At 31.8% G+C, this 14,001-nt stretch carries 8 protein-coding genes; 6 read left to right on the top strand and 2 right to left on the bottom strand.

What is annotated here, in order from left to right:
* The first annotated feature begins 84 nt into the window (after positions 1–84).
* The 6 genes from addB (at position 85) to LQ686_RS04835 (ending at position 11,425) form a co-directional block, all read left to right on the top strand.
* Positions 85–3,555: a helicase-exonuclease AddAB subunit AddB gene (gene addB / locus LQ686_RS04810; RefSeq protein ID WP_107565317.1), complete on the top strand. Its 3,471-nt coding sequence runs from the start codon at positions 85–87 to the stop codon at positions 3,553–3,555.
* Entirely contained in the window at positions 3,552–7,190 is a 3,639-nt protein-coding gene (addA, locus tag LQ686_RS04815; protein ID WP_107572688.1) for a helicase-exonuclease AddAB subunit AddA, read from the top strand. The genes addB and addA overlap by 4 nt, the downstream gene beginning before the upstream one ends.
* Positions 7,190–8,317, top strand: a complete 1,128-nt coding sequence (locus LQ686_RS04820) for a DUF418 domain-containing protein (RefSeq protein ID WP_107565315.1) — start codon at positions 7,190–7,192, stop codon at positions 8,315–8,317. Before addA ends, LQ686_RS04820 begins: the two co-directional genes overlap by 1 nt.
* A gap of 76 nt (positions 8,318–8,393) precedes the next feature.
* Positions 8,394–9,299 (top strand): fumarylacetoacetate hydrolase family protein, encoded by a 906-nt coding sequence (locus LQ686_RS04825; protein WP_037588862.1) that lies wholly within the window; start codon positions 8,394–8,396, stop codon positions 9,297–9,299.
* 206 nt (positions 9,300–9,505) lie between these two features.
* Positions 9,506–9,850 (top strand): YisL family protein, encoded by a 345-nt coding sequence (locus LQ686_RS04830; protein WP_107565314.1) that lies wholly within the window; start codon positions 9,506–9,508, stop codon positions 9,848–9,850.
* Between the two features lie 153 nt (positions 9,851–10,003).
* A complete protein-coding gene (locus tag LQ686_RS04835; RefSeq protein WP_107565313.1) occupies positions 10,004–11,425 on the top strand; it encodes an alpha-amylase family glycosyl hydrolase in 1,422 nt (473 codons plus the stop codon).
* 386 nt (positions 11,426–11,811) lie between these two features.
* Here LQ686_RS04835 and LQ686_RS04840 read toward each other — a convergent pair whose 3' ends face one another.
* Together LQ686_RS04840 and LQ686_RS04845 are read right to left on the bottom strand one after the other, a co-directional pair.
* On the bottom strand, positions 11,812–13,143 hold the full coding sequence (locus LQ686_RS04840; RefSeq protein WP_107565312.1) for a CoA-disulfide reductase: 1,332 nt from the start codon (positions 13,141–13,143) through the stop codon (positions 11,812–11,814).
* A 6-nt stretch (positions 13,144–13,149) separates the two neighbouring features.
* The gene (locus LQ686_RS04845; protein WP_107565311.1) at positions 13,150–13,995 is read right to left on the bottom strand and encodes a DegV family protein; all 846 of its coding nucleotides are present in this window, start codon (positions 13,993–13,995) and stop codon (positions 13,150–13,152) included.
* Between the last annotated feature and the right edge of the window lie 6 nt (positions 13,996–14,001).

Below are 14,001 nucleotides of genomic sequence, written 5' to 3' on the forward strand. Positions count from 1 at the left end.
GTAACACCTTACTTTGAAATTAAGTGAGGTGTTCTTTTTATGTTAAAATAAATGAATAAGAGAACGTAAGGGAGGTAGAAATAAATGCAATTAAATGTATGGATTGGACGAAGTGGGACCGGGAAAACGAATCAAATGCTTAACCAAATGACTGAAGCTATGATTGAAAATCCATTAGGAGACCCAATTATATTTTTGACGCCAACTCAAAATACCTTCCAATATGAACAAGCATTTGTTAAAAATCCTAATTTAAAAGGAAGTATACGTACTTCAGTATTCGGATTTGAAAGATTAAGTTGGAGAGTTTTAAGTGATGAAGGCGGTCTTGTTGAACAACAAATTTCAGATGAAGCGTTAGAAATGCTTACATATCACTTATTACATACACATAAAAAACAATTAAATTTATATCAGTCTACCATTCAACATTATGGGTTTAGTCATAAAATGATGAATGAGATTAAAGACTTCAAGAAATATAATGTAAGTCCTGATGATTTATCACATTATATTGAACATAACGAAGCCATTCCTAAAAGAATGAAAGATAAACTTAGTGATATCGAAACAATATATAAAGCGTTAGAGGATCAATTAAACGGACGCTATGTACAGGCAGAAGATGTCTTGTATAAATTAATTGAGAAAATACCTAACTCAGACTACATTAAACAAGCAGATATTTATATTGACGGTTTTCATAACTTTTCAACACTTGAATATCGCGTTATTGAAGCCTTAGTTAAATATAGTAAGTCGGTAACAATTGGTTTAACGACAGATGGAGACAAAGATCCATTTAGCTTATTTAGAAAAACATCCGAATCTCTCAATCATGTTGAAGACATTGCGGATGCATTACAAATTAAGATTAACTATACGCACTTTAAGACAACGGAACGATTCAATAATCAAAAAGTATTAAAGCATTTGGAAAGTCAATTTGATGCATTACTACCGAATACCATTGATAGTGAAGATTTGAAAATTATTGAAACCTCCAATATGAGAGATGAAGTTCAATACGTTGCGAGAGAGATATTAAGACGTTCGAGAGAAGAACATTTATCGTACAAAGACATCGCGATACTTTATCGTGATCCAGGTTATGAGCAGTTGATTGACACGGTATTACCGCATTTTAATATTGCATATAATCATGATGCGAAAAAGAAAATGGCATATCATCCGTTCATTGAATGTTTAAGGTCTATGTTAGAAGTCATTCAAACTGGATGGAGATTTGAACCTGTCATGAGCATGTTGAAGACAGGCATCTTAACAAGCCATATCCCAAATGCGCCTTATTTAATTGATATATTAGAAAACTATGCATTTGAAAGAGGGATATCTGGTAAGAGATGGACGAATCCAGAATTTTTCACAGTTGAATCTTTTGAAAAACTCGGCAAAAAATCATTAAGAAAAGAAGAAGATACATTTATAGAAGAAGATAGAAAAACAGTGCAAAGTGTCATCGACTTGAAAGATTATGTTGTGAATCGAATTGAAAAGTTGAACGAAGCTTTAGCTGATAGTCAAACAGTAGAAGACTTTACGAGTCGATTATACGGCGTTATCGAACAATTTGATTTACCTACGCACTTAATGACAATGCGCGATGAATTAGAAATAAAGCATCAGTTTGAAGAAGCGGAAGAAATTGACCAAGTATGGGAAGGTACAATTCGCATATTTGATGACATCGTAGAAGTGTTAGGCGATGTAAAGCTTTCTTTAAATGAATACATCGAAATATTAGATAGAGGATTGGATGAATTAGAATTCTCAATGATTCCACAAACACTAGATGAAGTAACAGTCGGTAATATGGATTTAGCCAAAGTGGATAATAAAGAAATTGTATTCTTGCTTGGTATGAATGACGGTGTCTTACCGAAAGTATCTAATCAAATGTTGTTATTAACAGACGATGAGAAAAAAGAATTAGCAGCATCAAGCGGTTTAGAATTAAGCCCGACGAGTGATATTTTACAGATGGATGAGGCGTTTGTATGTTATATTGCGATGACGCGTGCTAAGAAAGAAGTTATATTCACATATAGTTTAATGTCCGATGGCGGAGAAATTAGAGAGAAGAGTCCATTTATCAATACGATTCAATCTCTATTTACAAACCTCGAAGTTCAATCATTAAAATCAAATATAGAACACAATCCTATCCAACTATTAGAACATGAACATCAAAGTCAAATGCATATATTTGAACATTTAAATGATTGGATGAATGATGAGATTGTTAATGATATATGGTTAGATGCGTATCATGCTTCATTAGATATTCATCATTTAGATCATACTGTTCAATTTTTAACATCAGCTTTAACGTATAAAAATGATACAGTCCAATTGAATACAGACGTATCTGAATCACTATATGGTCAGAAAATAAATGCCAGTGTATCAAGGTTTGAAACATATAATCAATGTCCATTTAAACATTACGTTTCACATGGTTTAAAATTAAACGAACGTACGAAATATCAAATTCAAAGTGTCGATATCGGTAATATATTCCATCAAACATTGAAATATATTTCAGATGAAGTAAATGGAGACTTTAGTAAGTTATCAGCGAAAGCCATGACTAAACTCATAAACGAAGCTATCGATGAAAGCTTGCCTAAAATTCAATTTGATGTCCTACATCGTACTGCACATTATAGATATTTAAAATTACGCATCCAAAACATTTTGAAATCTACATTAGAAGCAATGAAGTATCAAACAAGTCATTCAAAATTCAAAGCTTATCAATTTGAATTAAACTTTGGTGCAACATCTAAACATCAATTAAAAACGACACCTTTAGCAACGAAACGAAAAATTCCAATTAATATTAGAGGTCAAATTGATAGATTGGACGTATATAAAGGTAAAGATAAAGATTATGTGTCCATTATTGACTATAAGTCATCTGTGACAAGTTTAGATTTAACTAAAGTAATGTATGGCATGCAAATGCAAATGTTTACGTATTTAGATGTCGTACTACAAAATAAAGCTTTGTTAAATCTACAAGATAATGTATCACCTGGTGCATTATTGTATTTCCATGTGCATGAACCTGAAATTAAAGCAACAAGTTGGGGTGAAATTCCAGAAGTAGATGATATTTATCAACAAACCATTGAAAAATTCAAAATGGACGGCTATGTGAATAGAAATCCTGAAGTAGTCGATGCGCTTGATGATAAATTGATAGATCAATTAAAATCTGACATGATTCCTGTTACGAAAAAGAAAAATGGTGAATTGAATAGTTATAGTAAAGCTTTAGATGAAGAACTATTTTTCAAATTAATGAATAAAAATAGAGAAAACTTTGTTGAAACAGCCACACAAATTATGGATGGGCATACAGAAGTTTCGCCTATGCGCTATCAAAAGCGATTACCTTGCCAATTTTGTGAATTTAAATCAGTTTGTCACATCGACCCTATAACTGATACAGAGCAATATAGAGAAATCGAACATACATTAACGAAAGATGAAATCATCGACATGTTGAGAGAGGAGGCGGAAGAATGACATTGCCAGAAAAGCCGATAGATGCACAGTGGACGGATGATCAATGGAAAGCGATATATAGCGAAGGGAAAGATATCCTTGTTGCAGCTGCAGCGGGAAGTGGTAAGACAGCTGTGCTAGTTGAGCGTATTATTCAAAAAATTATGCGTAACAAACAAGACGTCAATAGGCTGCTTGTTGTAACCTTCACTAACGCAAGTGCGAGAGAAATGAAAGCAAGGGTCAATGCTGCGATTCAAAAAGAAAGTATTAAATATCCTGAAGATGAACATTTGAAATCACAAAGAATTAAAATTCATCAAGCTCAAATTTCTACACTTCATAGCTTTTGTTTAACATTAATTAAATCACATTATGACACGATTGATATTGACCCAAACTTTAGAACTGCAAATGAAGTTGAGAGTATTGTCTTATTAGAACAGGCAATAGATGATGTGTTAGAAAGCTATTATGAAAAGAATGAACAGACATTTTTAGAAATCGTTGAGCATTTATCCAATGACCGTTCTGACGAGCCTTTAAGAGCATTATTGAACCGTTTGTATCGATTTAGTATTGCGCATGCAGATCCTTTCGCGTGGTTAAATGAATTGGATCAACCATATGATCAAATTGATGAAAATCATGCTTATTTTAAAATGTTTGACCAACTTATTTATCGTAAATTAGATAGTGCTAAAAATGCTTTGTATCAGTCAATAGATTGCTACCAGCATTTGAATGAAGTGGATAAACATGTGAAATATCTTGAAGGTGAACGTATATGGTTGGAGCGCGTATTTGAAGGTAGTAAGCCACTTGATCAAATACATTTAGATATGGCAGCAAAGAAATTACCGACAAATAGTGCAAAGATTAAGTCTGAAAATGAAGGGTCAGAGCAATTACTGGTACTAGGTAAAGACTATCATACAGCCTATATTGACCACTTAAAAGAACTGACTGAAGGTTATCTTAGCAGAAGTAGAGAAGATTTAATTCAAGATATGAAAGATATGGGACCAAGAGTGAAAGTGATTGCGGATATCACGAAAGATGTCATTCAATATTTCCAATCACTTAAACAACAAAAAAGAATTATTGATTTCTCTGATTATGAACATTTAGCTTTAGAAATTTTGACAGATGATGATGGTAATCCTTCAGAAATTGCATTGCAATATCGAGATTACTTTGATGAAATTTTAGTAGATGAATATCAAGATACTAATAGAGTACAAGAGGCTATCATCAGTTGTATTAAACGTGGAGAAGAGCATAATGGTAACTTGTTTATGGTTGGTGATGTGAAACAATCCATCTATAAATTTAGACAAGCTGAGCCAGAATTATTTATAGAAAAATATAAACGATTTAATGATCCGAAAATAGCATCAGGTGAAGTGATCGATTTATCTAAGAACTTTAGATCTAGAAAAGAAGTGCTCGATAATACGAATTTTATCTTTTCACATATGATGGATGAAGTTGTAGGTGAAATTGAATATAACGATGAAGCTAAATTGTATTACGGTGCAGATTATGATTCACAACATACGCCATTAGAAATGGATATTATCGTCCAAGATTCATTTGAAGTAGAAGATAATAATCTTATTGAAGCAAAGGCTATTGTAGATAAAGTGCAATATATATTAGATAACAAACGCGTATTTGATAGAAAAACGCAAAGTTATCGACCTGCAACATTTAAAGATATCGTGATTCTTGAGAGAAGTTATAGTAATGCGATGCACATGCAACAACAATTTAAAGAAGCGAATATTCCGTTTTATGTAGAATCGAAAAAAGGCTACTTCGAACAAAATGAAATTAGATTGATGCTTTCATTTTTACGAGTAATAGATAACCCGTTGCAAGATAAATATTTAGTTGGTGTTATGCGTTCGATAGCATTTCAGTTTAAAGAAGATGAACTTGCTGAAATTAGAAATAAAGCGCCGCAAGAAATTTACTATATAGATTCTATTTATAAATATATGTCAAATCCAGAAGCGGACACAGCACTAGTAGAAAAGCTTAATCAATTTTTAACGCAATTGAAAGACTATCAAGCATATAGTAAGTCTGTCCCGGTATGGCAACTGTTGGATAAATTGTATAATGACTATTACTTAATTTCTTACTTTAGTGGCCTTACTGGTGGTGTTCAAAGAAGACAGAACTTATACGGCTTATTAAATAAAGCTATACAATTTGAAGCATCAAGTTTAAGAGGTATTTTCCAATTTATTAGATTTATCGATGAATTAATTGATCGTGGCCAAGATTTCGGACAAGAAAGTGTTATAGGGCCGAATGATGATGTTGTACGTATGATGACGATTCATAGTAGTAAAGGTCTGGAATTTCCGTTTGTTATTTATTCAGGTATTACACGTGAATTTAACCGTACTGAATTAAGAGAGCATGTTATCTTAAATAATCGATATGGATTAGCTTTAACATATTTCAATACTGAAAAAGAAGTCTCATTCCCAACATTAGCATCTATTATATTTAAAAATATTAACGAAACAGAAATGATTTCTGAAGAAATGAGATTGATTTATGTCGCATTAACGAGAGCTAAAGAGGGATTATATCTTATTGGTCGTGTTAAAGGTGATAAAGCACTCGAAAAAATTGGGCTTGTTAGTGCAGATCAAGATGAAATGATTGAATCTGAATATAGAGTGAAGGCGAAATCACCATTTGATCTTATCTCTTCAGTTCTAGCTAAATCGAAAGATAATGGTTTATCACACTCAATGCCATTTAAATCTGAACGAAGTGAATCTTTTAATATCAATATCATACGTGACGAAGAACAAGATGAAGAACAAGATATCTCATACGAGAAACCAACATTAGATACACTTATGAAATATAAACCTTCTGAGAAAAAGGATGAAATCTATAATCAGATGGTGTACAAATATCCGGATGAACAACTGTTAAATATTGCAGCAAAACAATCTGTTTCTGAAATTAAACGTCAGCGAGAAACTGAAGAAGCAGGAACGGATTATCAAATTGTGAGACAATATCAGCTTGGTACTAAATCATATGACAGACCTAAGTTTATGACTAAACAAAAAAGACAAAGTGCAGAAATTGGTACTTTGATGCATGCTGTCATGCAACACCTTCCTTTAAAACAAGGAGGTTTATCTGTAGAAGACTTACAAAATCTTGTACATGAGTTGATGGATAAAGAAATACTACCTGATGACGCTATGCAAGATTTAGATTTATCATTAATAGAAGTGTTTACACAATCTGATTTATACAAAAGGTTAGTTAATGCAGACAAAGTCATGAGAGAGGTACCTTTTGTAGTTGGTCAAGATGATATCGATCAAGGTTTATCTTTCGATGTTTCTGAAAAAGATAATAAACCCATAATTCAAGGGATGATAGATTGTATATTTATTGAAGGAGATAAAGTATCATTTATAGATTATAAAACAGATGCATTTATCGTTCGTAGAGGTAAAACAAAAGAAGAAGTAGCAGAAACGATGAAACAAAAGTATGACGTTCAAATGCGTTATTATCAAAATACATTGGAAACAATATTGAAGAAACCAGTTGAAGGTTATTTATACTTCTTTCAATATGGAACGAAACACATCAAGGAGAATCATTAATGGCAAAACAAAGAATATTTAGTATTGATGCTTTAAGAGGGTTTAGTTTACTAGGTATATTACTTATGAATATTTTAACCTTTGCTTATCCATATCAAATCATCAATCCGTTTGAGTTTTTTCAACATCAAGATGGTGCATGGTTTAAAATCAGTTCATTATTTATAATCGCTTCGTTTTATCCAATATTTGCATTTCTATTTGGTTATGGTTTGTCTATCATGTATCAAAATAGTTTGGATAAGGGATTAAACTATTATCCAATGATTACGAGAAGATTATTATTTTTATTATTGCTAGGTATCATTCATGGCGTGTTCATTTTTTATGGTGATATTTTATCAACATATGCATTGTTAGGTTTAATAGCAATCATATTTGTGCGCTTGAAACCACAATTTACATTAGTTGCACTATCAATAGGAATCGGCATATTTGTACTGTTATATTTACTGCCAATGATTTTATTAAAAGATGTCACACAAATAGAAAGCTTCGTAGGATTACAAGAATTAGAAAGAGTTAATAATATATTATCAAGTGCTGATTATGTATCGATTATTGGATTTAATTTGAAATATTTTGGTATGAATATTGCGAACGCCATTCTAGTAGGACCATTTTCTATTTTACCGATTATGCTATTCGGTATTTATGCTCATCAAATTAATTGGTTTAACAAAATTAAACAACATAAAAATCTATATATGGTGATAGGTGTTGTTGTATTAATTTTAGGTTTAGCGATTAAAATGATTCAAATCGTGTTAGAAGGTTCAGTGACATCACAATTAATGAGTCAGATGATTGGTGGTCCAATTGTTGCATTGAGCTATATTATGTTCTTTGTGATCTTATGTGAAGATCAAACAGCTCGAAAAATTTTAACGCCATTACAATCAATAGGAAAACTAAGCTTAACGACTTATATTTCACAAAGCATAATATGTATAATCATATTCTATGGTGTTGGTTTAAATTACTACGGTAAGTTACCTGTCTTAAACATTTATATAATAGGTATCGTTATTTATTTCGTGCAACTTATCGTGAGTTATCTGTATTTAATGAAATTTAAACAAGGACCATTGGAAAAATTATGGAGAAAAGTAACATATTTAAAATAATCGATTGAAAAGCATGCGATTTATCTAAAAATTCGGTATAATCGAAATTAAGAATAAGAAGGAGTTGACAGAGTGAATGAAATTTTTAACTTTTAAACATAAAGATATCACTTCATACGGTGTGAAAGTAAAACGCGAAGAAGCGGTTTGGGATTTACGCAAAGTATTTGCAGACTTTGGAGAAGAAGGTTTTAATCCTAAGACATTATTAGAAGGTTTACAATTAAATATAAATGTTGATTTCCAAGAAGCAGTTCGTAAAGCAGTCGTTAAAGTAGAAGAATCTGCTGAGAAAGACGATTACAAATATAGCTTCGAGGATATCGAGTTTTTACCACCTGTAACACCTACAAATAATGTAATTGCTTTCGGACGTAATTACAAAAAACACGCTGAAGAATTAAATAATAAAGTTAATAGATTATATGTATTCACTAAAGCAGCATCATCTTTAACTGGTGATAACGCAGAAATTCCGAATCATAAAGATGTAACAGACAAGTTAGATTATGAAGGTGAATTAGGCGTTGTAATCGGTAAGCATGGAGAGAAAATCCCACGTGGATTAGCTTTAGATTATGTATATGGTTACACAATCATCAATGACATTACAGATAGAAATGCTCAAAAGGAACACGATCAAGCATTCCTTTCTAAATCATTAACAGGTGGATGCCCAATGGGTCCATATATCGTAACTAAAGATGAGTTACCATTACCTGAAGACGTTAATATTGTCACTAAAGTGAACAATGAAATTCGTCAAGATGGTAATACAAATGAAATGATCTTAAAAATCGACGAATTAATTGCTGAAATTTCTAAATATGTAGCATTGCATCCAGGAGATATCATTGCTACTGGTACACCGGCTGGAGTTGGTGCAGGTATGAACCCACCACAATTTTTACAACCTGGTGATGAAATTAAAGTAACAATTGATGGTATCGGAACTTTAACAACATTCATTAGTGAAAAATAATTAAAGTAATATATAAGAGTACCTTCTAAACCGAGTGTTAGAAACTGGGAATAGGGGGTATTCTTTTTAGTAGGACGAACATTTGAATAAATTGTGAATTATGCGCTAACTTTAATATTTGCTTTTGCAAAAATGGGCTTATTCTAATTGTTCCTATGTTATAATGCTATTGGAAAAGAAATATGAATATTTGGGGGGAACTAAATATGATACATTTCCATATTTTTAGCTGGTTAGTTACGATTATCTTATTCTTCGTTGTCTACATGAAAGTTACAAATAAACCAGTGCATATGGTCTTAAGATTATTCATGGTATTTACTTTAATTTCTGGTTTTGTTATTTTCATACAAGCTATGGGAATTAACGGTATGCTATATGGTATTAAATTTATTCTTGGACTTGCAGTTCTTGGTTTAATTGAAGTGACAATTGCTAAGAAGAAAAAGAATAAAAACAGCCAAGGATTATTCATTGCAACAATTGTTGTAATGGTATTAACGATTTTATTAGGTAGTTATTTACCAATGGGTGTATTACACTTTGGTTAATAGCCACTTTAAGATCCATTCATGATTTTGTATATACAAGACATGAATGGATTTTTTTATTGAATTTATTTATGACAATTTCATGTAGTTCTATCAGTTAAGTAAACGTTTTAGTATAATAGAATTAATTGGGTAATAAAGAGGGTTGAATAAATGAATAAATGGACAAAAATAATCATATCGATTATATTAATCGCACCACTTTTTAGTAGCTATGTTTTTGCGAAAGAGAAAGAATACGAGGATGTTAAATACCCTAGAATTTATAGTTTAGTGGTTGATCGTTTTATGAATGGAAATAACGACAACAATAAGATGATTAAAAATAATAATCAATCGAAAGATTTACCACTTGGAGGGGATTTCCAAGGGATTGAATCAAAGCTAGATTATATTCATGATATGGGATTTAATACGATACATATTTCACCAGTCTTTTCACATGATCAGAAAGATTTTTTAGGATATAAAGTGAAAAACTATGATGATATTGACAAAGTGCTAGGTGGAGAAAAAGCATTCAAATCATTAATTGATAAAGTGCATCATAAAGATATGAAAATCATCGTTGATATGCCAGTTACATATACAGATGATTTTAAGCAATCTACATCTGGTGATTTAAATCAAATTCAAAAATCATACTTTAAAAATGAGCAATTCATAGATTTGAAGAATAGTGAGAATCAAGGTATTTACAAAGCGAAAGTTAAAAATTTTGTTGATAAATATCATGTCGATGGTGTTTCGATGAATATCGTTCAAGATGGTATAGATGCTGAGGCGTTTCTACCAGAAGGATTGGATACATACGGTATCATTAATAAAGACGGCATAAACGCTAAGAACTTCAAACATTTATCGACAAATGGTACACGTACCGCTATTCAAAATGCATTTAAAACTGAAAATACCGAAATTCCTGATTATAACCAAAAAGGTGAAGTACTCATTGCAGACACTTGGTTTACAGAACGTTTCACAAAGCATGCTGCAGATGAGAACAAATTCCCTGGAACACGTATTAAACAATTAATGACATATATGTGGGGATATAAAGGTCCAGTTATGATGAACTATGGTACAGAAATAGCTGTAAACGGTTCGAAAATCGAAACAATCAATCAGCTACAGAACTTTAGAACGGATAAAGAAGTTATAAAATATTTAGAAAAAATTGCTGATACCTTTAAACAATATCAGGAATTGTATGAAGGTAAAGTGAAAGTATTGCCGCATGATAAAGGCACAAACTTGTTTTATTATGACACAAATACGATTGATTATATCTTGAATATTAACGATAGTAGTAAGTCTAAAAAAGTCACATTAGATGATAAGCTTATTGAAAAAAATAAAATGCTATCTGGCCTTATATTAGGAGATAATATTAAAGGTAAAGATAATCGATATGACTTAATTACGGATAGAGAAGAAAGTGAACTATACGCAATTATTAATGAAAGAGGACTGAATAATAGTTATTTAGTTGCAGCAGTACTTGTAATCCTATTATTTGGATTATTTATCTTCTTAGTATCAAGAAGAAGTAAACGACAAAAGAATAATCAATAATATGTAAAGCTGGGACATCCGTGTCCCAGCTTTTTTCATTGTTAGAGGTAGTAAGGGGTTAGGAGTGTGTTTCTGGACCGATAAAAATAAATACCTGTCCAGAAACGAGAAATATGGACCGATAAAAATAATTAACGGTCCAGAAATGAGAAATATGGACCGATAAAATAAATTACCGGTCCAGAAACGAGAAATATGGACCGATAATAATTATCGGTCCAGAAACGGGAAATATGGACCGATAAAAAAAATTAACGGTCCAGAAACGGGAAATATGGACCGATAAAATAAAATATCGACCCGAAAACAGGATTTACAGGCCGATAAATAAAATTACCGACCCGAAAACATCGTTTTCGGGTCGCTCTATTATAATTCACATGCTTTTATATTGATTGTGCTTTATAACCAATCATATTAACAATATCTTTTGGACTAGAGAATGGTGGTGCATAAGCGATCTCGATATCACGTAGTTCGTCTACAGTTAGGTCTCCTATTATTGCTGTAGCTATAATATCAATTCGTTTATCAGCACCATCTTTACCGACTGCACATGCACGTAATATTTTGCGTGTTGCTTTATCAAAATAAACGCGTAATGTAAGTGGTTCGGCACTAGGATAATAGCCAGCATGTTGTTTTTGAGTTTGTTCAACTACTTCATAATCATAATTTGAGAGTTCACTTTCTGAAACGCCAACACTACCTAATGCATAATCAAACATTTTCACAATATTTGTACCAAGTAAACCTTTGAAAGTAGCTTTAGGACTTGATGAATTTGAAGTAATATTTTCAGCGATTAATACTGCTGCTCTATGGGCACCCCAAGCTAAAGTGACACTAGTTGGTTTCTTTGTATGTCTATAGAATGTTTCAATCACATCACCTAATGCATATACATCATCTAAATTCGTTTCGAAATATTCATTTACTGGGATATAGCCTTTTTCATTTAATTTAAGTGAAGATGATTTTAACCAATCACTATTTGGTTCAATTCCAACACCAGTAATGACTATGTCATATGACTCTGTTATACCGGATTTAAAAGTTACTTCTCGTCCTGAAATATCCGCAATTTCTTCATTTAATTTATAAGGAATATGTCGTTTTTCTAACTCATCAAATATAACTTTATTTAAATCTTTATCCATACTTTTATTAATGTGGTCGCTACGATGTATCAAAGTTGTATGGATATTTCTATTATATAAATTCTCCAAAATTTCTAAACTCACATAACCAGCACCGACAATTAATGCAGATTGAACATTTTCTTTTTGAATAAAGTCTTCTATTTTGTCAGTATCTACTAAGTTTCTTAATGTGAATACACGGTCAGATTGAAAACCTAAATGTCTTGCACGACAACCCGGACTTAAAATAAGTTTGTCATATACATCTTCAAAAATTTCACCAGTTTCATGATTTTTAATCGTGATTGTTTTTTTAGCATCATTTAATTCGATTGCTTCATGATAAGTTTTAACTGTAATATGTTTTTTCTCTTTAAATTGATCAGGTGTCGCTGATAACATCATATCTCTATCTTCTACGACTTCTCCTAAATAATAGGGAAGGCCACAGTTTGCAAAGCTCATATCTCTATCTTTTTCATAAACTGTAATATCACTATCCGGATCAAGTCGTCGAATTTGCGATGCAACTGTTGCGCCTCCAGCAACTGCACCGATTACGATAATTTTAGCCACTTACCATCACTCCTTATAATAGAATATAGCGACTGTGCCACTACCAGTGTGTGAACATATAACTGGTCCGATATTTGAAATGACAACATCTTTAGGTGAAAGATTTGATTGTATCAGTGCTTTAATTTTTTCTGCTTCTTCAATATCATCAGCATGTGTCATATAAATAATGTCACCAGAGTAATCACTATTTTCTTTTTTCATCTTATCAATAATGGCATGCCATAATTTTTTAGAGCCTCGATGCTTCTCAATCGGAACAAGTTTACCTTCTTCAACATGAAGGAGTGGCTTAATATTTAATAAATTACCTAAAAATGCTTGTCCTTTAGAAAGTCTGCCACCACTAGCTAAATAGTTTAAATCTTTAACTGTAAATAAGTGTCTAATTTTATCAATTCGCTCTTTAATATAAGCGTCAAGCTCTTCAAAAGTATAGGACTGTTCAATTTTATCTTGTACATCGAGAATTAATTTACCGCATCCCATTGATGCACTTAATGTGTCGTAAATCGTTAAATCAAGGTCTGGGTATGTTTCTTTCACTTGTTCTTTAACTAAGCAAGCCGTTTGATATGTCCCACTTAAAGCACTACTAAAAGCTAAGTAAATGGCTTGTTCTTTCTTTTCTGCAACTTCAGTAAATACTTTTGTCATTTGTTCCATAGTAGCTTGATTCGTCTTTGGATGTTTATTGTTTTTAATTGCTGCTAATACTTCTTCGTTTGAGATTTCATATTGATCAACTTTATTTTGATCATCAATGACAATTCCGAAAGGTAAGAAGTAAAATCCTTTTTCTTCAATTTGAGATAACGTTAAATCTGAACCACTATCCACGATCATTTTCATGTAAAA

Source organism: Mammaliicoccus sp. J-M41 (assembly GCF_022385935.1).
GTDB lineage: Bacteria > Bacillota > Bacilli > Staphylococcales > Staphylococcaceae > Mammaliicoccus > Mammaliicoccus sciuri_A.